This is a genomic window from Butyrivibrio sp. LB2008 (genome assembly GCF_000621565.1).
Lineage (GTDB): Bacteria > Bacillota > Clostridia > Lachnospirales > Lachnospiraceae > Butyrivibrio.
Genome location: NZ_JHXZ01000009.1, coordinates 15,041 through 40,496 on the forward strand (window position 1 = coordinate 15,041; position 25,456 = coordinate 40,496).

Here is a 25,456-nt window from a genome sequence, read left to right on the forward strand (position 1 = left end):
AGATAATTATGGTAAATATAATAGCTTTTGCAGTAATAGTATCAGTCGTTGGTTTAGCAATACGTTACATTTATAAGGAAAAGAAAAAGGGAACCCATTGTATAGGATGTCCGTCTGCAGGAAGTTGCCAAAAGGCTCATAAATGCAAGTGAAAGCAGGAAGTTAGGACTTTTTGCGAGCTGCTTATACATTCAAAAATTGAATTATTTAAAAAAATTAGCAAACGTCCGTTCACGCGGACGTTTTTTGTTTTGTTAGGACATTTTTAACATTGTATTGAAACCGATTATTCAAATGAGTAGAATGTCTCTTAGCGTTTTCATGTAAGCGCTTACTATCTATTCTTTTAAATATGAGGAGCATTTAATAACAATGAAAGGACGATTTTTTGTTACAGCACTTATGACGGGGGTAAGTATTATATTGATGAGTTGTGCTGCGCCATTTCATATCACGGATGTTGAAGAAGCGAATGTAGAACTTACAATTGAAAGTATGGATGAAGAGAGTCACGAAGGACTCGAAAACAACGGACACTTTTTTGTAAAAGTGGATGACAAGATTTATTTTCATGTACCATCTGAGGAAAATCTGGATAATGCATCATGGCTTGGCTTATTTGCCAAAAATGATTACGGCAACAATGTGCTGATGTCCTATGATCTATCAAAAAAAGAAGCGTCAAAGATATGCGAAGAGGATACGTTTGGAAATGTTTTTGTAATGGACGGCAAGCTCTATACCAACTGCTTTGAAAAGGTTGACGGAGACATGAAGGTAAAAGCAATCAGCTTTGATCTTTCAAAAGATTATGAAGAAGGTTCTATCAGATCTGATAATATATGCGCTGTAGATAAAACGGGAACGACGCTTGTTACCAGTGTTTACAGTGACGGAGGAACCAATCTTTCAATCCATTCAAACGGTAAGCAGCGTACTGTTGAGAATGTTTCCGAGTGTGTTGCCTGTGATGGCGACAAGGTATTTTATATTACAGATCCCGATTATATCGGAAAGGATGAAAAGAGATTTTGCGAATTTGATATAGCGGAGAATAAGACCACATTTCTTGGATATCTTCCGGAAGATGAGAACGGTGGAGATTACTATGAATTTCACCAGTTTACCGTAGATAGGGAGCAAAACAAAGTATATTTTTCCCTTAATTACTATATGGGAACTACCAATGAGCTTACGGGGGTATACTTCATTTCTGCGGCATTGGGCGAAGAAGAGTCTCTTACCTGTGAAAAGACACGTACGCTTAATCTTAACAGTCATAACGGCACAGATCCCACAGCATTTTCTGTTGGCAGCGACGGCAAAATGAATTCTGATGTAAAGGGAAGACCTTTTTATGTGACTTATGACAGATTGGGACATATCATATGGTATGACGAGAACTGCGAAAAGCATATCGTGGAGTCAAAGACAGACCATGGTCAGGTTACAAATGTTTCCGGAGAACTTGAGGAAGATCCCGAAGTAATGGAATATATCGACGGGAAAATCTACATAGTACGCAATATACTGGAAAGAGCAAAAGAAGAGGACAGCGGATGGCGCAAGTTTTATAAGAGAAAACAGGTCAGGATATATTCTGTAGATGTAAATACAGGTGAGGAGACGGATATCTTCGAACTTACAAGAGCGTAAAGTAACGGATGAAGATTGCTTGAATTAAAAACAAAATTATCGAAATACAAATTGTGTTGAAACAAGGGGAGTGTAAACGGTATAATCATTAAGTGATGAATACTGTGAATACTCCCCGTTTTAATAAGCGCAAACTTAATAAAAAAGAAAGCATTATTATGATAATAACGGTGTTATTCGTTATCGTGACTCTTATTCTTATTGCTGTCAGTTTCAGTGTCAGCCTTAAAGGATTTAAGAGAAAAGATGAGGCACATGAGTATGACAAGTACTTTGTTATGATAACGGATAATTACAAGTCGGATTTCTGGAAAGCTGTTTATCGTGGAGCTGCTGCGACAGCTTCTGAGAAAAATATATATGTTGATCTTTTGGGCGAGAACTTTTCGATTGATTATTCCACGGAAGAGCTTTTAAAGATTGCGACAGCCTCTAAGGTTGACGGGATAATTGTTTCTGCCAACGAAACTGTTACGATGACTAAACTTATCAATGCGGCTGTAAATGCCGGAATTCCTGTGGTGACTTTGGGCGGAGACAATACAAAATCGGACAGACTCAGTTATGTCAGTGTTGGAAATTACAATATCGGACGAGAATATGCCAAGCAGATCATCAATATAATACAAGAACGTCAGGCGGCAAAAGAAGCAGCAAAAGAGGCAGAAAATGCCGAGAATAAAGATGCTGCTGCCAAAGAACCCGCAGGTATAGATACCATGCAGGTAACTGTACTTGTTAATTCCGATTCGGATGAACGTGATTCGGGCCAGAGCACGCAGAATATTATCTTTTCCGCTATACAGGACAGTATAGCCCAGGAAGATATAACAGGTACGAAACTTTCTATTTCTATAAAGACTGTCGATAACAGAAATCCTTTTTCGGCAGAAGAGTCTATCAGGGACATTTTCCATACGGAAGATATACCTGATGTTATTGTGTGCCTAAATGAGCTTAATACTATATGTGCTCTTCAGGCAGTCGTAGATTACAATAAAGTAGGAGATGTAAATATTCTTGGCTATTATGATTCGGAGCCGATATTAAATGCCATAGACATAGGTGTTGTTTATGCGACAATATCCGTTAACGCCGATCAGCTCGGAGAATATTGCATAACAGCTCTTTCGGATTATTTTGAGAACGGCAATACCAGCCAGTATTATACTGCCGACATCAGTCTTATAAACAAAGACAATGTTGCGGAGTATATTAAGAAGGAAGGAGAGCAAGATGAATAGATTTCTTGATCGTCCCCTTCAATATAAAATTGTAAGTATTTGTGTAATTGCGAATCTGATCATTTTTGTCGTGAATATATTTCTGCTTCTTGGTATCAACAGCATGTCAAAAGAGATGGAGCTGGTATATCAGGATAACAGATACCTCAATCGACTTACAAACGCACTTAGTGATGTTCAGGATTCAATGACGGAGTACCTTAGTTCTAAGACCTCGGATTCATTGAGAGCATATTACCGGACATCGCAGCATTTTTCGATTCTCACGGAAGAACTTGATGGCAGAGTAACAGATCTTTCATTCGGGCGAATGGAAAGAAATATCAAGTATATGTCACAAAATTATCTGGAAGAAGTTGAACTTACAATCGAAGCAAAGCGTGGAAGAAATGTCGAGAAATATCGTACATATTATGAAAACGCAACAGAAGTATACCAATATATAAGTGAATATATAACCAGTCTTAACCTGGAGCTTTTTGTGAGCAATTCTGAACATTACTCGGAATTGTCAGAGCTTTTCAGGACATATGAATTTATAAGTTTTATTGTTATTACCGTCGTTATGGGCGGAAATATCATCATAATAACAAATCTTGTCAGCACGATAATCCAGCCGCTTAGAAAGCTTGCGGATTCTGCCAATGAAGTTGCTGACGGTAATTTTGACGCAGAACTTCTGGATATTTCATATAATGATGAAATCGGAATAGTGAGCAATGCTTTTAACAAGATGGTCATAAGCATTAAGCAGTATATCGAGCGGCTTCGCATGAGTATAGAAAAAGAACGGCATATGCAGGAGAGAGAACTTATGATGGAGTCCCATCTTAAGGATGCGAGACTTAAATATCTGCAGGCACAGATTAATCCGCACTTTCTTTTCAATACTTTAAATGCGGGTGCTCAGCTTGCAATGATGGAAGGCGCGGATAAAACTTATGAGTATGTTCAGACGGTTGCTGATTTTTTCAGATATAATGTAAAAGGGAAAACAACCGAAGTTTCCATCAGAGAAGAAGTTACACTGGTGGACAATTATATAAGAATTTTGAATGTAAGATTTTCCGGTGATATCGGCTATGAAAAACAGGTTGATGAAAGATTACTTGAAGCGTCAATGCCTAATATGGTATTGCAGCCTATAGTCGAAAATGCTGTAAATCACGGAATCAGGGAGATGGGCGATAAAGGCAAGATCACCCTGAGAGTTTACAGAGAAGACAATAATATCTGCATAAGTATCGGAGATAACGGTAAGGGAATCAGCAAGGAGAATATTGAGAAGATACTGAGCGGAAATTGGGAAAGAAAACAGGAACAATATGATAATAACGGCATTGGAATGGATAACGTGATTTCGAGGCTTAGACTCTTTACAGAAAGAGACGATGCTGTTGATATAAAAAGCGAAGGCGAGAACATGGGGTGCGAGATAATAATACGTTTGCCTATGAATGAAAAGGAAGAGTAGTTTTTTTATCGGGGTAATGATATGTACAGAATAATGATTGCAGATGATGAAGGCATAGTCATCGATTCAATGAAATTTATAATTGAAAAAGAATTTGGCAGTGCTTGCGAAGTTCAGTATGCCAAAACAGGAAGGAGTGTAATTGAGCTCGCCGAGCGCTTCAGACCGGATATCGCGGTGATGGATATTCATATGCCGGGCATAAACGGAATAGAAGCGATAAAAGAAATAAAACAATTTTCGGCAAATACAATTTTTATCGTGATGTCGGCATATGACAAATTCGACTATGCCAAGGAAGCGATAAAGCTTGGGGTACTTGAGTACATAAACAAGCCCATGGACAAGATCAAAGTCATAGATGTCCTCAAGAAGGCTATGGGTCTCATTGACGGAGAGAGGGAAAAACGAAGCAATGAGCTGATGATAAAGGAAAAGCTAGAGACAATCGAGCCTATCATCGAGAATGGTCTTATATATGATATTCTTCTTCAGGAACATTTTGAGGAAGATATAGACAGCTACAAGACAATCCTTGGAATTGAGCAGAATTACGGTTATATGCTCGCTATAGTTTGCGGTGATTCACAGGAAGGAAACCACATGACGAATGCGATCGGAAGTTCGGTCAAGGTTTCCGGCCGCTATCAGGAAATCCGTGAAAGCGTAAAAGACTATTTTAACTGTAAGATCGGTAATGTGATGGCGAATAAGATCGCGGTGCTCATACCGCTTGATTCGCCCAAGATAGAGTATAACGACAGAACAGAGCTGATAGATAAGGCAAGACAGCTTACCAGAGTGCTTAAGAAAAAGACTGATATAAGTTTCAGAATAGGTATCGGAGGCGTTAAGCCGCTCAGAGAACTTGGTGAATCGTACAGAGAGGCACTCAATGCTCTTATAGCGACGACGGGCTCCGTAGCACATGTTGACGATCTTACATTCGGGGAAGACCATGAGGAAGATTATCCTGTGGAACTTGAAAAGCCCATGTTTGATGCGGTATCAAACGGAGATCTTAATGCGACCATGGTCACGGCAGGAAAATACGCCGACTGGATGTATAACAGATCAAAGAGCGGTGACCTGATGGCCATGAGAATAAAGGTACTTGAGATGATCCTGTACGCCGAAAGACTTGCTTATAGCAGTAGCGGCAAAAAATATATCTACTCGGGACGCGATGATTATCTGCCGGAACTTATGGGGCTTGGCACCGCCGAGGGACTTCGTGAGTGGTTTATGGAAAAGATCACTTCCGCATGCAGAAATGTTATATCAAAGAAGGAAGAGAAATCCAATGATGTAATAAATACTGCAAAGAAGTATATTGACGATAATTTTGCAAATGACATATCTCTTGATGATGTATCGAGAAGAGTAAATATTTCGCCGTACTATTTCAGTAAGATATTTAAGGACGAGCTGGGGCTTAACTTTATCGAATATCTTACAAGCGTCAGAATAGAAAAGGCCAAAGAACTTCTCACAGGATCGGATATGTCCATGAAAGAAATATGTGGTGCGTGCGGATATACGGATCCGAATTATTTCAGCAGAAGTTTCAAAAAGAATGTAGGCGTTACGCCAACCGAATATAAAGAAGGAAGGTGACGCGCATGAGAAGGTATAAGGGGAAAATGATCGCAGGAGGTCTTGCGGTCATTCTGCTGGCTTTATGTGCAATGGGGTGTGCAAAAGAGAGCAGTGACAGTGAAAAAAGTATAAGCGCGGATTCTGACAAGATTCAGATAGGGATGAGTTTTGATTCTTTCTTAATAGAAAGATGGCAAAGAGACCGGGATGTCTTTGTATCGATGGCAAAAGAACTTGGCGCCGAAGTGAATGTACAGAATGCAAACGGAGATGTTGCAGAACAGAAAAAGCAGGTTGACTACTTTATTAAAAAAGGAATGGATGCGATAGTCATTGTAGCTATAGATTCCGATTCACTTCGCGATTCGGTCAAAAGAGCCAAAGATGAAGGGATAGTTGTAATAGCATATGACAGACAGATACAAAATGCCGATGTCGATCTCTATATTTCTTTTGATAATGAAAAAGTAGGAACGATGATGGCGCAGACGATGGTGGACAACGGCCTTGTGGACGGCAAAGTCATAATGATATGCGGTTCGCCCACGGACAGTAATGTTCCTCTTGTAGAGAGAGGCTTCAGGAATGTGATGGCCAGGAACAGGAATACCATTGTCGATACATTCTATGCGGATGGATGGCAGGCTGAGATGGCAAGCGAGTACATCTATAAGAATACAGGGCTTGTCAGGGAGTCCGATGCTATAATGTGCGGAAACGACGATATTGCAAGCAGTGTGGTAAGAGCTCTGTCGGAGAGAAGACTTGCCGGAAAAATAATGGTTGCAGGCCAGGATGCCGATCTCGAAGCGTGCCAGAGAATAGTTGAGGGAACTCAGCTTATGACTGTATATAAGCCGATTGAAAAGCTTGCGCAGACAGCAGCTATCTGTGCCGTAAAGCTGGTAAAGGGCGAAGAGATCACAGAGTATGAGGTTTCCACGATAAGCGACGGAACCAATGTAGTACCTTATCTAAAGGTAGAGCCTGCAAGTGTCACCAAGAACAATATGGATGAGGTCATAATAAACAGCGGTTTCCACCTGAAAGAAGATATATATTTGAATGTGCCGGAAGAAAACCTGTAAATGCTAAGAAAATGCTAACATCACCAATGCAAACGCAGAGTACAAGCGGGATTAAGGGACTAGCACAAAATTAATTAAGTCGATTATGCAGTGCAAAATAATGCTAGCATAGTCGGCTTTTGTTTTTGGGTGATAGTAAAAATTTACAGAACATCGTAATTTATTCCTAATATTTTTGTGGTAAATTTTACATATAACATAGCAGAAATAATTCTGCAGATTCCAAAATAAAAGGGAGGATACATTTATGAAGAAGAAAATCATTAGTGCAGTTCTTTCAGCAGCTATGGTTGCAGCTATGCTTGTAGGCTGTGGATCTACCGGATCTACTCCTGAAGGTGGCGCAGAGACACCTGCTGAAGCACCCGCAGCAGAAGGCGAAGCTACTGCTGAGACACCCGCAGCCGGTGGTGCTGGCGGAAAAGTCGGCGTTGCAATGCCTACAAAGGATCTTCAGAGATGGAATCAGGACGGAACAAACATGGAAGCACAGCTTAAGGAAGCCGGATATGAAGTTGACCTTCAGTATGCTTCAAACGACATCGCTACTCAGGTTTCTCAGATTGAGAACATGATCAGTTCAGGAGCTCAGGTTCTTGTTATTGCATCAATCGATGGTGATTCACTTGGAACAGTTCTTGCTCAGGCTAAGGAAGCTAACATTCCTGTTATCGCTTACGACCGTTTGATCATGAACTCAGACGCTGTTACTTACTATGCTACATTCGATAACTGGATGGTAGGAACAAAGCAGGGTGAGTACATCAAAGAGCAGCTCGACCTTGACAACCAGGCAGGACCTTTCAACCTTGAGATCTTCACAGGAGATCCCGGTGATAACAACGCTAAGTTCTTCTACGGCGGTGCTATGGAAGTTCTTAAGCCTTACATCGATGAGGGCAAGCTTGTAGTTAAGTCAGGACAGGTTGACTTCGATAACGTTGCAACAGCAGGATGGGCTACAGAAGCAGCTCAGTCAAGAATGGATGCTATCGTTTCAGCTAACTATGCAGATGGAACAAAGCTTGATGCAGTTCTTTGCTCAAATGATTCAACAGCACTTGGTGTAACAAACTCACTTGAGGCTAACTACACAGGTGATTGGCCGATCATCACAGGTCAGGATTGCGATAAGCCCAACGTTAAGAACATGATCGCTGGTAAGCAGTCAATGTCTATCTTCAAGGATACTCGTGACCTTGCAACACAGACAGTTAAGATGGTTGATGCTATCATGAAGGGCTCAGATGCTCCTATCAACAACGAGAAGGATTATGATAACGGAACAGGTATCATCCCTTCATACCTTTGCGAGCCTGTATTCGCAGATGCTAAGAACTACAAAGTTCTTCTTATCGATTCAGGATACTACACAGAGGACGATCTTAAATAATTAAATTTTAGTAACAAAGCTGAGGCGGGCTTTTGTCCCGCCTCTTTAATAGAAAAATACAACATACAGATTAGAAGAAAAGAAATATGAGATAGAAGGAGGGGTAAACTTGGCGAAGATATTATTGGAAATGAAGAATATCACCAAAACCTTCCCCGGTGTGAAAGCCTTGGACAATGTTAATCTTCAGGTTGAAGAGGGCGAAATTCACGCGCTGGTAGGTGAAAATGGCGCTGGTAAATCCACACTAATGAATGTACTTAGTGGAGTTTATTCGTACGGAACCTATGAAGGTGATATCATTTATGACTCCGAGGTTTGCAAATTTAATGACATAAAGGATAGTGAACAAAAAGGTATTGTAATTATACATCAGGAACTTGCGCTTATTCCGTACATGACAATTGCTGAAAATATGTTCCTTGGAAATGAAAGAGGATCAAAATATAAGATAAATTGGACAGAGACGGGTGTACTTGCTCGTAAGTATTTGGATATTGTTGGACTTAAAGATAGTACACAAACATTGATTAAGGATATTGGTGTTGGTAAACAGCAGCTTGTTGAGATTGCGAAGGCACTTTCAAAGAATGCAAGACTTCTTATTCTCGATGAGCCGACTTCATCACTTAATGAGAGTGATTCTAAGGCGCTTCTTGATTTATTGCTTAAACTGAAGAAAGAACAGAATCTTACTTCAATTATCATCTCACATAAACTTAATGAGGTATCATATGTTGCTGACAAGATTACGGTTATCCGTGACGGCTCAACAATTGAGACCCTCACAAAAGGAGTAGATGATTTTTCAGAAGCACGTATCATCAATGGTATGGTTGGCCGTGAATTATCAGATCGCTTCCCCAAGAGAGAACCTAAGATTGGGGATGTTATGATGGAAGTCAAAGATTGGACTGTTTATCATCCTTTATATACTGATAGAAAAGTAGTTAATAATGTTAGTATGAACGTCAGAAAGGGAGAGGTTGTAGGTATCTCCGGACTTATGGGTGCCGGCAGAACAGAGCTTGCAATGAGTATCTTTGGTAAGAGTTACGGAGAGAATATTTCCGGTACTCTTAAGATTGACGGAAAGGAAGTTCGTCTTAACACAGTTCATGAAGCAATCAAGCATAAGCTTGCATATGTTACTGAGGACCGTAAGGGCAACGGACTTATATTAACTAACCCTATTAAGATAAATACTACACTTGCAAACCTTGATGCAGTTAGTAAAAATACAGTAATCGATAAGGATAAAGAATATGCGGTAGCAGTCGATTACAAACAGAAGCTTAAGACAAAATGTCCTTCTGTTGAACAGAATGTTGGTAACCTTAGTGGTGGTAACCAGCAGAAGGTTCTTCTTGCAAAATGGATGTTCGCTGATCCGGACATACTCATTTTGGATGAGCCCACAAGAGGTATTGACGTAGGTGCTAAGTACGAGATTTATTGCATTATCAATCAGCTTGTAGATGCAGGAAAATCGGTTATCATGATCTCTTCCGAGCTTCCGGAAGTATTGGGAATGTGTGACAGAGTCTACGTAATGAATGAAGGTAGGATGGTTGGTGAACTTGATGGCAAAGAAGCCACTCAGGAAAAAATTATGACATTTATTTTACAGTCATCCGGAAATAAGGAGGTCAAATAATGAATAACGATTCGGTACTCGGATTCATAAAGAAAAATACAATGATAATTGTTCTTATAGCAGTAGTAGCTTTCTTTGCATGGCAGACAAAGGGCGCAATACTAATGCCTATGAACGTAAGTAACTTGATTTCACAGAACGCATACGTGTTCGTTCTTGCAACCGGTATGCTTCTCTGTATCTTGACAGGTGGTAACATCGACCTTTCAGTTGGTTCTGTTGTTTGTTTCGTAGGTGCCGTTGGTGCAGTTCTTATGATTAACATGAACGTTCCTGTATGGGCAGCAATCCTTATCATGATTGTTATCGGAACAGCAATTGGTGCTTTCCAGGGATTCTGGATCGCGTTTGTAAGAATTCCTCCTTTCATCGTAACACTTGCAGGAATGCTTGTATTCAGAGGACTTTCAAACGTAGTGCTTAACGGTCTTACAGTATCAATCAAGGATAAGACATCATTCGTTAACCTTTTCGGTGGCGGTGCTGATTGCTATGTACATGACCTTTTCGGAAACGGAACACTTAACCTTACATGTCTCTTTGGCGGACTTGTAGCTGCTACAATCTTCGTTGTAATGCAGTTCACATCACGTATCAGAAGAAAGAGCAAGAACTATGAGGTTGAAGCTACATGGAGATTCCTTGTAAAGACAATCGGTATCACAGCAGTTGTTATGTTGTTCGCTTACAAGCTTGCTCAGTACAAGGGTATTCCTACAGTTCTTATTTGGGTATTGGTAGTTGTACTTGTTTACGGCTATATCACAAATAACACAACAGTTGGACGTTACTTCTATGCAGTAGGTGGTAACGAGAAGGCTACAAAGCTTTCAGGTATCAACACAAACAAAGTTTACTTCATCGCTTATACAAACATGGGATTCCTTGCAGCACTTGCAGGAATGATTACAATCGCTCGTCTTACATCAGCTCAGCCTACATATGGTCAGAACTATGAGATGGATGCTATCGGATCATGTTTCATCGGTGGAGCATCAGCTTACGGCGGAACAGGTACTGTTCCCGGAGTTATCGTAGGTGCTGTACTTATGGGTGTTATCAACCTTGGTATGTCACTTATGGGTGTAGATGCTAACATGCAGAAGGTAGTTAAGGGTGCAGTTCTTCTTGCAGCTGTTATCTTCGACGTAGTATCAAAGCGTGGCGGAAAGCTTATGGTAAAGAACTGATTAAATAAATAAGTTTCTTTAACATTACATATGAGAGACCGTCGGTTGCGTGAGCAATCGGCGGTCTTTTGCGCTGTTTTGCCGAAAATATTTAAGCGCGGTATAATATTGATAATGTATTTATTTTTGTCTAAGGACAAAGTTTTTTTGTAACAGGAGAAAAAATGAAAAGAAGATTAGTGGGTTTATTGTTGGCATTGTCTGTGATGATGTCAGGTTGTTCATTTGCTGAAAATGGTGAAAATGCTGCTTCTGATGCAAGTAGTGTTGCTGCAAGCAGTGTTGAAGTTGATAATACCGGAGCAGCTACCGATCAGTCCCCGAATGCAGCGGGAGGAAAACTGTATTTATTGGGAGAATCGGAGGAAAAGTACTATGATGAGAATCTCACGCCTGCGGTTCCAAGCTATAGTGTAAAAGAGGACTTTTCCAATGTCGTTTTGAATTCAAGGCAGACTGAATTTGATCCGGCGAATCAAAGTGAATATAGTGATGTTGCGTCGAGGAGAAAAGCGCTTATAGATAATAACTTCTATGTCTCAAACTCGTACTGTGATGAGTTTTTTGAGATATATGAGAGTAACAGATATTATAAAGTGCCTAATTTTGTGACGGTAGATTCTCTGATGCACATATATCATCTATATTTTGCGCATCTTATGAAAAAAACGGAAAAGAATTATCTCACAGCCGATCTTAAGAAGCTCGGTGCGCAGATGATCGAGAGCTCAAAAGCACAGTATGATAAGCTTAAAGGTACGGAGTTTGAGGCTGCTGCCCTCAGAAATCTTGAGTATTTCTATATCGGAAGTAAGCTTTTGGATGACAGTATTGCCGTTCCATTAAGTGACAGCTCTTTTGACAGCGTTGTAAACAGCGAACTTTCTAAGATTAATAAAGCGGAAGGCATAGATACATGTGCCCTTACGGAACTTAATGAGGATTATTCACAGTACAAGCCAAGAGGTTACTACGAAGGTGATGCCGATCTTGAGAAGTATTTCAGGGCAATGATGTGGTTTGGCAGGATCTCATATGCATTTGACAAAGAAGATATGGTGAGATCTGCGCTTCTTCAGTGCCTTGCAATAGAAGAAAATGCGGAGATTTGGGAACGTATTTACAGTGTTACAAGCTTTTTTGCCGGAATATCAGATGATCCCGGATATGTTGAACTTTCAGGAATATTAAAAAATTGCTATGGCGAAAATACTGATGTTTCTTCAATTGCCGGAAACGCCGATGCTTTCAACAAGGTTATGAGTGCGGTAAAAGAGCTCAAGGTTCCCGAGATAAATTCGATTCCCGTGGAGCAGGGCGAAAACAGCGTTGTTTCTTCATTCAGGTTCATGGGACAGAGATTTACGATCGATGCAGCTATCATGCAGAAACTTATATATAGGGAAGTTGAGGAAAACAGTGCGGGAGAGACACGTATGCTTCCCGATACGCTTGATACCGCTGCGGCTCTTGGTTCCGAAAAGGCTATGGAAATATTGGAAGCTCAGGGAGCTACAGGCTTTAAGAATTATTCTGAGAATATGAATCTTGCAAAAGAGCATTACAATAATGACAATCCTTCGGTATGGAATGCAAGTCTTTATGCCGGATGGCTCAATACACTCAGGCCTCTTTTGGAAAAGAAGGGCGAAGGTTATCCTTCATATATGCAAAGCGATGAATGGACCAAGAAAAACCTTGAGACCTATGCAGGTTCCTATGCAGAACTTAAGCATGATACTATCCTTTATGCAAAGCCGAACATGGCGGAGATGGGCGATGGTGAAGACGATGATGTCCCCGATGACAGAGGATATGTCGATCCTCAGCCTGTAGTTTACAGCAGATTCAAGTTTCTTTCTGTTAAGACAGGGGAAGGTTTGGAAAAGTTCGGAATACTTGATGCGAAAGATAAAGAAAGTCTTGATAAGCTTTCCGAGATTGCGACAAGACTTTTGGAGATATCGGAAAAAGAGCTTAAAAATGAAAAACTCTCTGATGATGACTATGAATTTATCCGTTGCTACGGCGGATACCTTGAGCATCTTTGGAAAGAAGCCCATTCAGATGCTCCGGATATCGAGTATGTAGAGCAGGCTCCGAGCTCTTTGATCGCTGATATCGCGACGGATCCAAACGGAACTGTTCTTGAGGTTGGAACCGGAAATCCCGATATGATCTATGTGGTATTTCCGATAGACGGAGAACTTCACGTTGCAAGCGGAAGTGTGTATTCGTTCTATCAGTTTGAACAGCCGATATCTGACAGACTTACAGATTCGGAGTGGAGGAATTTGCTTAAGGGCGGTTATCTTGATGATAATTGGAACTGGGTAGAGGTACAGGGGAAACCAAACCAGCCTGAGTGGACACAGAGCTATAGAATATATGAAGAATGAAACAATACTAAAAAAGTTTCAGATGAATAAAAAATGTAACAGGCTACTGCTATTCTTCGGGATAGCAGTAGCTGTTTGCGCTATTTATATATTTGCAAAAAGAAACTATATTCCCGCATGGGCAGAGTGGAATGAAAAAGAGCTGACGGTACCTTGCGATGAAGAAGGCATCGGAAATACGGAAACTGTCATAAAGGTCAAAAATAAGAAATTGGAAGTCATAAATAGCGGCAAAGTGACTTTTGAAAGCGAGAAAGGTTTTAAAGTGCAAGACGTGCTTTTGTCTGACCTTGACGGCAACGGCGACATTGAGATGATAGTTCTTTTGTGGAAAAAGGGATTGTACGGCAAGCACAGGCCTTTCTGGGTTGAGAATGATGAGAAGTGCTATTCACAACATATTTTTCTGTATGATCTTAACAATGACGGTTCCGTAAAATCTAAGTGGGGGGCATCGAAGATAGGTGTAAGTGCAAAGCACATAAAGCTGATGGAACAAAAGGAATCGGTAATTCTTGTTGAAGATATTGATGATAAGTGTACTCTTTGGTCCTGGCAGGGCTGGGGGCTTAAAAATATTGAAAACGAGATAAAGATAGTAGCATTTGGAGATAATCTGATACATAAGGAAATCTACGAATATGCAATAGAACATGAGAATGGCAATTTCGATTTTCTCTACGAACCTTTTCGAAGTGAGATACAATCTGCAGATATAGCGGCTCTTAATGCAGAGACTGTGCTGGTTGACAAGGAATCTATGATAGGCGGGTATCCGAGTTTCGGTTCTCCAATCGAAGTCGGAGAAGCAATTAAGAATGCAGGTTTCGATGTTGCTTCGTGTGCCAATAATCATGCTCTCGACAGAGGTGTTCAGGGAATTGATACAACGGTAAATTTTTACGAAAATGCCGGAATAGCCTGCGTTGGAATTCAGAGTAGCTTGGATACGGAATACAGACCATATGAGATAATAAGCAGAAATGGCATTAAAATCGCACTTTTTTCATATACTTACGGGACTAACGTGGGAGATGCAGCAGAGAAATATCCCAATATGATCCATTATCTTCCGAAAGAAGTCTCATCTGAAGAAGATGGTGAGAGTAAAGAAGAAAAGAAGATAATAGATGATCTTCATAGTGCAAGAAATGAAGCTGATTTTGTTATTGTCTTTGCACATTGGGGAGAAGAGTACAACAAGGAAATAACGCCTTATCAGAAGCGTATGGCTAAGATTTTTGCAAAGGGAGGTGCGGATGTTGTCATAGGTTCGCATCCGCATGTTGTCCAAAAGACTGAGCTTATGGACAGGCCTGACGGAGGCAAAATGCTGACTTATTATTCGCTTGGCAATTTCCGTGCATATCAGGGGCAGAGCGAAGATACAAAGTACGGCGCAGAAGCCTGCTTTACGATTGCTCATGCTTTCGACGGGGTAGCAATCTGCAGCTATGAAACAAAAGATATAAATGCTTTTTGGGAGTGAGCGGATTTTTTAGTTAAACATAACAGTTTAACAATCGGGCTTACTGAAAAAAACTATGAATTAAAACAATGATATTTATGATAGAATTAATGAGATATAAAAATTGAAAGAAGGATTAATATCTATGAAATTTTCGGAATTGCCTTACAAACGTTTTGATATGGACGAAGTTAAGAAGCAGTTTGAAAGCCTTATCGAAAGTAGCAGGAATGCCAAAAGCGGTGAGGAACAGTTTGAGATTCATAAAAAGTACTATGAACTTATCAGCGATATAGTTACCACTATAAGGATCGGTAACTTCAGGCATGATGTTGATACGACGGATAAGTTCTACGCGGAGGAGAAAGAATATCTTGATGAGCAGCTTCCGCTTGTAGAACAGCTTGAAAATGAGTATAAAAAGGTTTTGTTTAATTCTCCGTACAGGGACTATCTTGAAGAGAAGATAGGCAAGGTCGCTTTTAAAAATATCGAACTTGCGATCAAGTCCATAAGTGATGAGATTCTTCCTCTTATGCAGGAAGAGAATGCACTTGCGAGCAGGTATGATAATCTTATTGCTTCCGCAAGGATCTCTTTTAACGGAGAAGAATGTAATCTTTCTCTCTTGAGAAAATATCTGACGGATAAGGACAGAGAGGTCAGGAAAAAGGCATGGAAAGCTTATTCTGACTACTTCCTTTCGGTTACGGATGAGATAGATGAGATATACGATAAACTTGTAAAAAACAGAACGGCACAGGCAAAAGCTCTTGGCTATGAGTCTTTTGTAGAGCTCGGTTATAACCGTATGGTCAGAAATTCTTACAGAAGAAAAGAAGTTGAGAATTTCAGAAAGCAGGTAAAAGAGTCTTTTGTTCCTCTTGTATCAAAGATAAATGAGGAGAGAAGAAAGCAGATCGGTGTAGATAAGCTTAAATACTACGATCATGAAGTGTATTTTAAAGAAGGTAATCCCAGCCCCATCGGTACACCCGAACAGATAATGAAAGCGGGACAGGAGATGTATAAGGAGCTTTCGTCTGAGACTGCCGAGTTCTTTGATTTCATGATGGACGGGGAATATTTTGATGTCCTTGGTAGGAAGAACAAAAAGCAGGGAGGATACATGGAATACCTTCCCAAATATAAAGCGCCTATCATATTTGCCAACTTTAACGGGACAAGCGGCGATATTGATGTTATCACGCACGAGTGCGGACATGCTTTCCAGGGGTATGTAACAAGGGATGAAGAGATACTGGAGCATCTCGATATAACAATGGAAACAGCCGAGATTCATTCGATGTCCATGGAGTATTTCACGTACGGATGGATGAAGAATTTCTTCGGAGACAGGGAAAAAGATTATTTCAAGATGCATCAGGAAGATGCGATACTTTTTGTGCCGTACGGATGTATGGTTGATGAATTCCAGCATATTGTATATGACAATCCAGATATGACTCCGAAGGAGAGAAAAGAGGCCTGGAAGGAACTTGAGAAGACTTACAGACCTGAAATGGATTATGAAGACGATCCGTTCTTTGGAGAGGGTGGATTCTGGCAGAAACAGCTTCATATATTCGATCTTCCTTTTTATTACATCGATTATGTGCTGGCAAGCGTCGTTGCTATGCAGTTTAAGGTATGGATGAACAAGGATTTTGATGATGCGTGGAAGCATTATCTTGAGCTGTGCAAATTGTCAGCTAAAGATTTTTATGAAAATGAACTTGCGCAGGTTGGTCTGCAAAGCCCGTTTAAGGACGGAACTATCGAAAAGCTTGCAAAAGATATGGAAAGAGAGACTTTAAAGTAATGACAGTAGAAAAAGTCAGCGTTTTGGATGCGGCGGAGCTTCTTAATATTTATGCGCCTTATGTTGAGAAAACGGCAATTTCATTTGAGTACGAAGTTCCTTCTGTTGAGGAATTTGAGAACAGAATAGAAAATATATCTTCAAAGTTCCCATATATCAAAGTTGTAGAAAACGGCGAGATATTGGGATATGCCTATGCTACAAGTTTTAAGGGTAGACGTGCCTACGACTGGTCTGTTGAGACGACAGTTTATGTCAGAGAAGATGTGAAAAGAAAAGGAGTCGGAAAGAAGCTTTATGAAGCGCTTGAAAGTGCTCTTAAGGGCATGGGGATACTTAATCTAAATGCCTGCATCGCATATCTTTCGGGAGACAGAAAGGACGACAATCTTACGAATGACAGCTATGAATTCCACAAGAAGCTCGGATATAGTCTTGTTGGAACATTTCATGATTCCGGTTACAAATTCGGTAAGTGGTATGACATGATCTGGATGGAAAAAATGCTTGGAGATCATGTGGGAAATCCGGGCGAAGTACAATTCGGAAATTGGGACATAAACAATGCATGAGAATATGATATTTGTTGATACGCTTGAGATGCCGGAACTTGAGATTTATAATTTGCTTTCTGAGAACAGACTGTATCACATATTTGAGCCGGATGAAGGTCTTTTTATAGCAGAGAGTGCGATAGTCATTGGACGGGCGCTTGATGCAGGATATGAGCCGTATTCTCTTTTAGTTGCTAAGGAAGAGCTGGAACGCGAAGCAAAAGATATAATCATCAGGCTTAAAGATTTTTCTTTTGCGAAGATATATGTTGCAAAAGAAGAAATTCTAAAAAAGATAACGGGATATAACATCACAAGGGGCATTCTGTGTGCAATGAAGAGGAAGAAGCTTAAGAAGGCTTCTGAGATCTGCAATAATGCAAAAAGGATTGCCGTTCTTGAAAATGTATCCAATCCCACAAATGTGGGTGCGATAATGAGGAATGCGGCTGCGCTTAATATGGATGCGGTTCTTTTTACAAAAGGGAGTTCCGATCCGCTTTATCGCAGGGCAATAAGAGTCAGCATGGGAACCGTATTTCAGATCCCATGGACATTCCTCACACCGGATAAAGAGATGGAAGAGCTGCAAGATATGGGATTTAAAACAGTTTCTTTGGCACTTACGGATAATACCGTAAATATTGACGACAAGAAACTTGCCAAAGAAGAAAAGCTTGCAATCCTTCTTGGAAGCGAAGGCTACGGACTTAAAGCTGAAACTATCGAGGCTTCGGATTATTGCGTTAAAATTCCCATGGCGCATGGGGTGGATTCTTTGAATGTTGCTGCTTGCAGCGCGGTGACGTTCTGGGAATTGCAAAAAAGTTAGATCTTGGTAAAAGATATAAAGATAATATATGGGCGACTGCCTGATAAGAAAACGGAGGAAAAAATATGGATTATAAAAAGAAATATGATGAGTGGATGGCACATCTATCTGAAGAAGATCCCCTTAAGGCAGAGCTGTACAAGATAAAAGATGACGAAAAAGAGAAAGAGGAAAGATTCTATCAGGATCTGGCTTTCGGAACTGCCGGACTTAGAGGAAAAGTCGGTGCAGGAACCAATATGATGAATTTCCTGACTGTTGGAAAGGCTTCACAGGGAATTGCGGATTATATAGCAAACTGCGGAAAAGAAGCGATGGATAAGGGCGTTGTTATTGCTCATGATCCAAGACATTTTTCAAAAGAATTCTCACAGCTTGCGGCCGGTATTTTTGCGGCTAACGGAATTAAAGTATATACTTTCCCGGATCTGCGCCCTACACCGGAACTTGCATTTATGATAAGGAGACTTAATACCGTTTCCGGAATAAATATTACCGCTTCGCACAATCCGAGAGAATACAACGGATATAAGGCATATTGGGATGATGGATGTCAGGTATCTGCTGAGGTTGCTGATGGCATGACTGAGATGATCTCAAAGGTTGATATATGGACCGGAATAAAGAAGTCTGACTTTAATGAGGGCGTAGCAAGCGGAAAGATTATTGTGCTCGGAGATGAGTATGACAGAGAGTACCTTGATAAGATCGAGGGAATGGCTATTCATGAGCATGATGAGCTTGATCTTTCCATACCGCTTGTTTATACACCGCTTAACGGATGCGGCTCGATTCCTTTCAGACAGATGCTAAAGGACAGAGGATTTACCAATTGGAAGATTGTTCCGGAGCAGGAACATCCCGATCCCGATTTTACGACGGTAGGGTATCCTAACCCTGAAGATCCCAAAGCTTTTAAGCTAAGTGAGCAGTACGGAAGAGAATTCGGCGCCGAGCTTTTGATGGCTACAGATCCCGACGCGGATAGATTCGCTATAGAGATAAGAGACGATAACGGAAATTATGTACCTCTTAACGGAAATCAGACCGGATATCTTCTTGTTAATTATATTCTTGAAGGACATAAGACAGCCGGAACATTGCCTTCTAAGGGTGCTATGGTAAAGAGTATAGTTACATCGACTCTTTCAACAGTAATGGCAAAGGCCTACGGAGTAGAGATGTTCGAGACTCTGACGGGATTTAAGAATATATGCGGAAAGATTCCTTATCTGCATGAAAACGGATATACATATCTTTTTGGTTATGAGGAGTCTGTCGGATATTCAGCCTGCGAGGATATAAGGGATAAAGATGGTATCTCTGCCGGAATGCTCGTTGCTGAAGCTGCCGCATATTACAGAAAGCAGGGAAAGACTTTATTTGACGTATTGCAGGAAATTTATTCCAAATACGGCTATTTTGCTGAGGATGAGCCGAATATCATTCTGGAGGGAATTCCCGGAGCGCAGAGAATCCAGCGCATGATGAAGTGGTTTAGAGAGAATATCCCTACTGAAGTTGCAGGCGCAAAAGTAGATAAGGTGATAGATTATATTAACGGATATGAGGATATTCCGCCTCAGAATGCCATCAGACTGTTTTTGGATAACGGTTCATGGTTCGCTATAAGACCCAGCGGAACCGAGCCGAAGATCAAGTTCTATTTTTATTCAAACAGAGATTCAAGAGAAAATGCTTTGAATGTCAATAAAGCCATAAAAGAAGAGGTGTTTGCACTTATCAACTCGGTTGAATAGGTTATGAAAAATTGATAATTATTTAATGTATAATTAGTAACTCCCGTGCTATCATATAAGAAAGCTGAGAGGTGCATTGAATGAATAAAAAATACAGTAATTCACTTAGATACAGAGTAATCTGGGTTTGCCTCGTATTTATCATTATTCTCTGCATGGCACTTGGTACCATAAGTTTCATGATATTTAAAAAAACCATGATGGATGAGTACAGGACAAGGCTTACTTACGTTACCAATTATACTATTAAAAATATCGATGTAGCGGATCTCGAAGAGCGTATTGCCACAAAAGAGTATTCCGATACGTTTAATAATCTTGTAGATTTAATGGGCAGGATAAGAGAGAGTTATGATCTTGATTTTATCCTGCTTACAGTTCCTTGCAAAGTTGACGGAAGATATGACTGTATGCAGATCGCATCCGGACTTACCGAATCGGAAAAAAGCGGGGAGGATGTGAAAGAGGGCATACCGATTCCGTATCTCGGAGACATGATAGGGTCTTTTCTCGGTGAAGAACTCTGTGAGATTTCCTATAATGTTATGAAGAATAACGAAGGAATCAATTATACTACCGCAAAGAGTGATTACGGCGAGGACTTTAGCGCAAGTGTTTCCATAAGGAATGCATCAGGTGAGGGAATAGCTCTTTTTTCCTGCGGATTTAGTACTACAGATATAGATACTACACTTAGGAAATATATTATTACCATGGCTGTGTGCGGTATTGTTCTTGCCTTGATATTTATCTGCGGAATGATATTATGGCTTAATGAGAGAGTAATTGTTCCTCTTCAGAAGATTGAACGTACTGCAAGAGATTTTGCCAATAACAGTCACTCCCAGAAAAATCCGGAACTCCTTCTTATGGAGAATCCTGACGTACATACGGGAGATGAGCTTGAATCGCTTGCCGATACTATTTTTTCCATGTCTCAGGATATGAGAGAATATGCAGAGGATCTTATGAGGTCATCCAATAAGATTCAGAATATGTCTCTTGAGATGACTAAGGTTAATGAGTTTGCACTGCGAGATGCCCTCACGGGAGTTAAGAACAAAGCTGCTTATGACAAAGTGGAGATAAGACTAAACTCGGATATCATAACTCAGACTGCGCAGTTTGGAATGCTGATGATAGATATTAATTATCTGAAGAAGATAAATGATACTTTCGGGCATGAAGCAGGAGACCTTTACATAAAGAATATGTGCACGCTTATATGCGATACATTTGAGAATTCGCCGGTATTTAGAATAGGCGGAGATGAGTTTGTCGTGCTACTTGAAAATAAAGATTTTAATCATAAGGATGAGCTTATCGATTCGCTTAAGAGCCATATGGAAGAGCTTCAGAGTAATAAGAGCTTGCAGCCGTGGGAGAGAATCTCGGCAGCCATCGGCCTTGCAATATACGATGAATCAATGGATGATGACGCGGACAGCGTTCTTAAGAGAGCTGACAGGCTTATGTATCAGAATAAAAAGGATATGAAAGCTGTTAGAATATAAACATAAAAGAAAGGCATAAGTTACACAGAGTATGAAGATTGTTGTTGCAGATGTAGACAGTGTCGGATCTGACATGGACTACAGTATTTATGATGAACTCGGAGATGTTACCTATTACGGTGACAAGATTACCGATGAAAATGCAAAGGAGAGACTTGAGGGAGCGGAGATCCTGCTTATTAACAAGAGTGCTATAACCGAAAAGGTTTTAAATGATGCTCCCGATCTTAAACTTATATGTGAGTTTGCGACAGGTTATGACAATGCAAATATAGAGCTTTGCAAAGAGCGCGGCGTTAAGGTTGCGAATGTAGTTAATTATTCTACTGCATCGGTTGCCCAGCATACGTTTGCATTACTTTTTTATCTTATGGAAAACTCACGCCATTATGATGAATTCGTAAAAAGCGGCGGATATGCAAATCAGCCGCATTTTTGCTGCCTGGATATACCTTTTGAGGAACTTGACGGCAAAGTATACGGAATTGTCGGAATGGGCAATATCGGAAGAAAGGTTGCTCAGATCGCTACAGCTTTTGGAGCAAAGGTCATCTTTTATTCCGCATCCGGAAACAGCACCTGTACGGACTATGAGAGAGTATCGTTTGATGAGCTTTTATCAAGATCGGATGTGATATCTCTTCATTGTCCTTTAAGTGACAGAACGAGAGAGCTCTTTAATAAAGATGCTTTTTCCAAGATGAAGAAAAATGCGATACTTATAAATGTTGCAAGGGGTGCTGTTGTTAATGAACAGGATCTTTGCGATGCTATTGAAAATGGTGAGATAAAGGCAGCAGGACTTGATGTACTCAATCCCGAACCTATGGCAAAAGATTCGCCGCTTCTTAAGATTCAGGACAGCGGAAAACTTTTTGTCACACCGCATATGGCATGGGGAAGTACGGAAGCCAGAAAAAGATGTCTTGAAGAAGTAAAGAAAAATATTCAGGCGTTCATGGCGGGAACACCCAGAAATATTGTTAACTGAAAATGTAAATGCAAATGATATACAAAAGAGCCTCTGTCCCGGTGCATTGAGACAGAGGCTTGATTTTTCTGTTTACATGAGTTCTACGGGTTCGCCGGAGAAATCGGCTTTTCCGCTGTCATAGAGCTTTCTTACAAAATCAATAGCTCTCTGGCCGGAATTTTCAATCGGAATATTTTGATCGTAGATATATTCGAGTCTGTCACCACTTGTAAGAGTGAAGTTTATCTGCGTTCCGACAATCTTTCCTTCTCCGATATCCATAGGTTTAACTTCTACGGCACAAACGTCTTTTATTACACCTTCTCCGAAAAGAACTAACATTAAAAAGCCCTCCTTATAATGGCTGATATGCCAAAAAATATATATGTGGAATAATCTATATTTTACCACTATAATAACGAAATTGCGATATTCTTTGATTATTTATCCAAATATGGTATACTAAACTTTGTGTTTACAAAAATTGTTATGTGGTACGGAGATTTAACATTTATGCGTATGAAGAAAAATATATTATCTACAATTGTAGTTTTTACATTGAGCGCAGCACTCCTTACGGGATGCACTACTCCCAAAAAAGCTATAAGAGAAACAGCAACCGAATTCTTGGAAATAGTTAAGAACGGTTCAACTGAGAATATAGATCAGTATGCGAGCCCTGAGGTCTTGGAAAGCGAATTTGTTCATACATTCGATTCGTCATTCCTTACGGATAATCTCAAATCGGCTATCGATGCTGAGATGCTTAATGAGGAGACGGCTCAAAGACTTGATAATCTCTGTGCCAGTCTTTCAAATATGATCACAAGTTATGAGCTTACTTCTGTTTCTATGAAGAGGAAGGTTGGAACTGTAGTTGCTACGGTGAATACAGCTTTTCCGTTAAATATTATAGGCAGTGAGGATGCATCATCACGTATAAGCGTCAAGGTTGAAGCTTATAATGAAGCCAATCCGGATAAAGTCAACAATTCCGATCCCGAGATTGCTAAGCAGGCCTACAATGACATGATCAATCTTGTTTTGGAGACATATGAAGACATGATGGAAGAAAGTTCCGAGGAATCTTATGTTTTCGTCTTCACATTAACAAGGGATTCTGAAACAAAGAAGTGGCGTATAACAAGTGTTAAAGATTATGACAGTGCTGCAAACGGCGTGGTTATAACAACAACAGATACGGACGGAAATAACTCTGAGGATGCTGAGACTGAGGAAACTGAAACAGAAGAGACCGAATCTGAAGAACCTGCGCAGGAAGAGAACAGTGAAGAGACTGAATCTGAAGATGCCGGAGCTGAAGAAGGCGAAGCAGAAACTGAACAAGCTGAATAAATATATTTCACATACATGATAAAAGTCCTATGCCGACAAAGCATAGGACTTTTATTCATTCATTGAATCATCCATTATAATTCTCCGTTTTAATGGTGAATCATCTCTTTCCGAGACAACCCTGATTTTTCAGTTCTATGAGCAGATCAAAGACAATCCCTAACGGTAAGCCGGTGATATGAGCTACTTTCTCGGGGTCCGGATAATACTCGTCTTCGCAATCCTTTCTGATGCAGTCCAGAACTTCATTCTTAAAGTCTAATGTAGCTGTCATATACTTAAACACTCCTTTCTTAAATAGTCAGATAATTCCGCATGTGTGATTATCTATTACTATTTATTATATCGGAAAAATGCGCAGAATAATAACGATTTTGTGTTAAAAATATAAAAATTTAATAAAATAGTTGCATGCCTGATATTGAATAACCAAAGTTCTGCGTTTTCCGCTAATCTTAATAAGTATAGCATTAAGATTAGTATTACTATATTAACATAAAATTTATAATTAATAAAGGGGTGAAATGCTTGAAAAGACAAGCGCGCAATAAGCCTGTATTGTAATGGGGAACAAAACATAGTATTATTGTCTTTGATATTATGTTAAAAATATTGAAAGGAATGACGGTGTTTGAGAAAAGATATGAGCCTCGGATAAAAGGGGATAAGATTACGATTGTAGACAAGAGAAGTAGATGCAGATATGTGATATGGCCAAGCAGCATATCTGTTAAATATGTTTTCGGACTCTTTTCCAAAAAGATAGATATACATATGGTTGAGTATTGTATATATCATTCGAACTATATTGTTGTTATTGACAATAAGGGGCGCGAAATAAAGATTGACTGCTGCCACCTTTCACGTGAGGCGGTAAAAGTCATTCTGGATTTTTTGGAAAAATCAAAAATAACTGTTAGAAAAATAACGCCAAATCTGAAGAAAAAAGATAGTACAAATCTTAATTACAGTTTTGATGTGGAAGGTGAAAGGCTTATTGGGTGGACTATTTTTATTGCGTTGGCGTACGGACTTATTGATTGTGCCATTCTGGCTGATTCATTAGCTAACTGGCCGTACGTATTAGTATTTACAGGCTTTGTTGCAGTACTTGCCTGCATTATGTTATCGCAATTATACAGTATTCGGGTTGATGGCGATTACATCGAAATCCGCGGCGGACTAAAAAAGAAAAGAGTAATCACTTTGAAAGATATATCCGGTGTCAGGAATTATACGGTTCATCTTAATGCCCGTCATGGTGGAGCATACAGACGTTATGCATGTGAGGCGATGGATCTGTATAGTAAAAAAGAACCATTAAAAAGGCTGTGTTCAATAGATGAAATGGAGTACAGACATTATCATCTGTTTAAGCAATATCTCAATGATAACGGAATTCCTTTTTATGAAAAAGATTCCAAGCCGCCTTTTTCAATAAAGGGAATCAATAGAGGAAAGAGTACGGGAAGGTAAA

General features: G+C 40.0%; 21 protein-coding genes. 19 read left to right on the forward strand and 2 right to left on the reverse strand.

The window, feature by feature from the left end:
* Positions 1-8: 8 nt before the first annotated feature.
* The 17 genes from T356_RS21750 (at position 9) to T356_RS0100185 (ending at position 22,641) form a co-directional block, all read left to right on the forward strand.
* Positions 9-152 (forward strand): FeoB-associated Cys-rich membrane protein, encoded by a 144-nt coding sequence (locus T356_RS21750; protein ID WP_081777694.1) that lies wholly within the window; start codon positions 9-11, stop codon positions 150-152.
* A gap of 220 nt (positions 153-372) precedes the next feature.
* Positions 373-1,656: a hypothetical protein gene (locus T356_RS0100110; protein WP_026512720.1), complete on the forward strand. Its 1,284-nt coding sequence runs from the start codon at positions 373-375 to the stop codon at positions 1,654-1,656.
* 158 nt (positions 1,657-1,814) lie between these two features.
* Positions 1,815-2,900, forward strand: coding sequence for a substrate-binding domain-containing protein (locus tag T356_RS0100115; protein WP_197020858.1), 1,086 nt, complete (start codon positions 1,815-1,817; stop codon positions 2,898-2,900).
* Positions 2,893-4,374, forward strand: coding sequence for a sensor histidine kinase (locus T356_RS0100120; protein ID WP_026512722.1), 1,482 nt, complete (start codon positions 2,893-2,895; stop codon positions 4,372-4,374). The genes T356_RS0100115 and T356_RS0100120 overlap by 8 nt, the downstream gene beginning before the upstream one ends.
* Before the next feature lie 21 nt (positions 4,375-4,395).
* Complete coding sequence (locus T356_RS0100125; protein WP_026512723.1) at positions 4,396-5,991, forward strand: helix-turn-helix domain-containing protein; 1,596 nt, start codon at positions 4,396-4,398, stop codon at positions 5,989-5,991.
* Positions 5,992-5,996: 5 nt separating this feature from the next.
* Positions 5,997-7,061: a sugar ABC transporter substrate-binding protein gene (locus T356_RS0100130; RefSeq protein ID WP_026512724.1), complete on the forward strand. Its 1,065-nt coding sequence runs from the start codon at positions 5,997-5,999 to the stop codon at positions 7,059-7,061.
* A 247-nt stretch (positions 7,062-7,308) separates the two neighbouring features.
* Positions 7,309-8,454 (forward strand): multiple monosaccharide ABC transporter substrate-binding protein, encoded by a 1,146-nt coding sequence (chvE, locus tag T356_RS0100135; protein WP_026512725.1) that lies wholly within the window; start codon positions 7,309-7,311, stop codon positions 8,452-8,454.
* 109 nt (positions 8,455-8,563) lie between these two features.
* Positions 8,564-10,111: a multiple monosaccharide ABC transporter ATP-binding protein gene (gene mmsA, locus T356_RS0100140; protein WP_026512726.1), complete on the forward strand. Its 1,548-nt coding sequence runs from the start codon at positions 8,564-8,566 to the stop codon at positions 10,109-10,111.
* Entirely contained in the window at positions 10,111-11,301 is a 1,191-nt protein-coding gene (gene mmsB, locus T356_RS0100145; protein WP_026512727.1) for a multiple monosaccharide ABC transporter permease, read from the forward strand. The genes mmsA and mmsB overlap by 1 nt, the downstream gene beginning before the upstream one ends.
* A gap of 164 nt (positions 11,302-11,465) precedes the next feature.
* A complete protein-coding gene (locus tag T356_RS17855) occupies positions 11,466-13,700 on the forward strand; it encodes a DUF3160 domain-containing protein (RefSeq protein WP_051563043.1) in 2,235 nt (744 codons plus the stop codon).
* The gene (locus tag T356_RS0100155; protein ID WP_026512728.1) at positions 13,690-15,189 is read left to right on the forward strand and encodes a CapA family protein; all 1,500 of its coding nucleotides are present in this window, start codon (positions 13,690-13,692) and stop codon (positions 15,187-15,189) included. The genes T356_RS17855 and T356_RS0100155 overlap by 11 nt, the downstream gene beginning before the upstream one ends.
* Before the next feature lie 124 nt (positions 15,190-15,313).
* Complete coding sequence (locus T356_RS0100160) at positions 15,314-16,990, forward strand: M3 family oligoendopeptidase (protein WP_026512729.1); 1,677 nt, start codon at positions 15,314-15,316, stop codon at positions 16,988-16,990.
* The gene (locus tag T356_RS0100165) at positions 16,990-17,562 is read left to right on the forward strand and encodes a GNAT family N-acetyltransferase (protein ID WP_026512730.1); all 573 of its coding nucleotides are present in this window, start codon (positions 16,990-16,992) and stop codon (positions 17,560-17,562) included. Before T356_RS0100160 ends, T356_RS0100165 begins: the two co-directional genes overlap by 1 nt.
* Positions 17,555-18,376, forward strand: a complete 822-nt coding sequence (locus T356_RS0100170; protein WP_035780036.1) for a TrmH family RNA methyltransferase — start codon at positions 17,555-17,557, stop codon at positions 18,374-18,376. Before T356_RS0100165 ends, T356_RS0100170 begins: the two co-directional genes overlap by 8 nt.
* Positions 18,377-18,441: 65 nt before the next feature.
* Positions 18,442-20,136 carry a phospho-sugar mutase gene (locus T356_RS0100175; protein WP_026512732.1) on the forward strand — a complete coding sequence of 565 codons (1,695 nt, stop codon included), beginning with the start codon at positions 18,442-18,444 and terminating at the stop codon, positions 20,134-20,136.
* 80 nt (positions 20,137-20,216) lie between these two features.
* Positions 20,217-21,650: a GGDEF domain-containing protein gene (locus T356_RS0100180; protein WP_026512733.1), complete on the forward strand. Its 1,434-nt coding sequence runs from the start codon at positions 20,217-20,219 to the stop codon at positions 21,648-21,650.
* Positions 21,651-21,681: 31 nt separating this feature from the next.
* Entirely contained in the window at positions 21,682-22,641 is a 960-nt protein-coding gene (locus T356_RS0100185) for a D-2-hydroxyacid dehydrogenase (protein ID WP_026512734.1), read from the forward strand.
* Between the two features lie 72 nt (positions 22,642-22,713).
* Here T356_RS0100185 and T356_RS0100190 read toward each other — a convergent pair whose 3' ends face one another.
* The gene (locus T356_RS0100190; RefSeq protein ID WP_026512735.1) at positions 22,714-22,965 is read right to left on the reverse strand and encodes a hypothetical protein; all 252 of its coding nucleotides are present in this window, start codon (positions 22,963-22,965) and stop codon (positions 22,714-22,716) included.
* A 171-nt stretch (positions 22,966-23,136) separates the two neighbouring features.
* On the opposite strand from T356_RS0100190, the gene T356_RS0100195 reads away from it, so the two are divergent.
* Complete coding sequence (locus T356_RS0100195; protein ID WP_026512736.1) at positions 23,137-23,979, forward strand: hypothetical protein; 843 nt, start codon at positions 23,137-23,139, stop codon at positions 23,977-23,979.
* Between the two features lie 100 nt (positions 23,980-24,079).
* On the opposite strand, the gene T356_RS20975 is transcribed toward T356_RS0100195, so the two are convergent.
* Positions 24,080-24,253: a hypothetical protein gene (locus T356_RS20975; RefSeq protein WP_155838930.1), complete on the reverse strand. Its 174-nt coding sequence runs from the start codon at positions 24,251-24,253 to the stop codon at positions 24,080-24,082.
* A 353-nt stretch (positions 24,254-24,606) separates the two neighbouring features.
* Between T356_RS20975 and T356_RS0100205 the strand changes: the two genes are divergently transcribed.
* Complete coding sequence (locus T356_RS0100205; protein ID WP_155838931.1) at positions 24,607-25,455, forward strand: hypothetical protein; 849 nt, start codon at positions 24,607-24,609, stop codon at positions 25,453-25,455.
* Position 25,456 lies beyond the last annotated feature (1 nt).

What these genes read in the sequence shown, in the direction of transcription:
- T356_RS21750 (WP_081777694.1), top strand. Translation starts at nt 9, where the DNA reads ATGGTAAATATAATAGCTTTTGCAGTAATAGTATCAGTCGTTGGTTTA.
- T356_RS0100110 (WP_026512720.1), top strand. Translation starts at nt 373, where the DNA reads ATGAAAGGACGATTTTTTGTTACAGCACTTATGACGGGGGTAAGTATT.
- T356_RS0100115 (WP_197020858.1), top strand. Translation starts at nt 1,815, where the DNA reads ATGATAATAACGGTGTTATTCGTTATCGTGACTCTTATTCTTATTGCT.
- T356_RS0100120 (WP_026512722.1), top strand. Translation starts at nt 2,893, where the DNA reads ATGAATAGATTTCTTGATCGTCCCCTTCAATATAAAATTGTAAGTATT.
- T356_RS0100125 (WP_026512723.1), top strand. Translation starts at nt 4,396, where the DNA reads ATGTACAGAATAATGATTGCAGATGATGAAGGCATAGTCATCGATTCA.
- T356_RS0100130 (WP_026512724.1), top strand. Translation starts at nt 5,997, where the DNA reads ATGAGAAGGTATAAGGGGAAAATGATCGCAGGAGGTCTTGCGGTCATT.
- chvE (WP_026512725.1), top strand. Translation starts at nt 7,309, where the DNA reads ATGAAGAAGAAAATCATTAGTGCAGTTCTTTCAGCAGCTATGGTTGCA.
- mmsB (WP_026512727.1), top strand. Translation starts at nt 10,111, where the DNA reads ATGAATAACGATTCGGTACTCGGATTCATAAAGAAAAATACAATGATA.
- T356_RS17855 (WP_051563043.1), top strand. Translation starts at nt 11,466, where the DNA reads ATGAAAAGAAGATTAGTGGGTTTATTGTTGGCATTGTCTGTGATGATG.
- T356_RS0100155 (WP_026512728.1), top strand. Translation starts at nt 13,690, where the DNA reads ATGAAGAATGAAACAATACTAAAAAAGTTTCAGATGAATAAAAAATGT.
- T356_RS0100160 (WP_026512729.1), top strand. Translation starts at nt 15,314, where the DNA reads ATGAAATTTTCGGAATTGCCTTACAAACGTTTTGATATGGACGAAGTT.
- T356_RS0100165 (WP_026512730.1), top strand. Translation starts at nt 16,990, where the DNA reads ATGACAGTAGAAAAAGTCAGCGTTTTGGATGCGGCGGAGCTTCTTAAT.
- T356_RS0100170 (WP_035780036.1), top strand. Translation starts at nt 17,555, where the DNA reads ATGCATGAGAATATGATATTTGTTGATACGCTTGAGATGCCGGAACTT.
- T356_RS0100175 (WP_026512732.1), top strand. Translation starts at nt 18,442, where the DNA reads ATGGATTATAAAAAGAAATATGATGAGTGGATGGCACATCTATCTGAA.
- T356_RS0100180 (WP_026512733.1), top strand. Translation starts at nt 20,217, where the DNA reads ATGAATAAAAAATACAGTAATTCACTTAGATACAGAGTAATCTGGGTT.
- T356_RS0100185 (WP_026512734.1), top strand. Translation starts at nt 21,682, where the DNA reads ATGAAGATTGTTGTTGCAGATGTAGACAGTGTCGGATCTGACATGGAC.
- T356_RS0100190 (WP_026512735.1), bottom strand. Translation starts at nt 22,965, where the DNA reads ATGTTAGTTCTTTTCGGAGAAGGTGTAATAAAAGACGTTTGTGCCGTA.
- T356_RS0100195 (WP_026512736.1), top strand. Translation starts at nt 23,137, where the DNA reads ATGCGTATGAAGAAAAATATATTATCTACAATTGTAGTTTTTACATTG.
- T356_RS20975 (WP_155838930.1), bottom strand. Translation starts at nt 24,253, where the DNA reads ATGACAGCTACATTAGACTTTAAGAATGAAGTTCTGGACTGCATCAGA.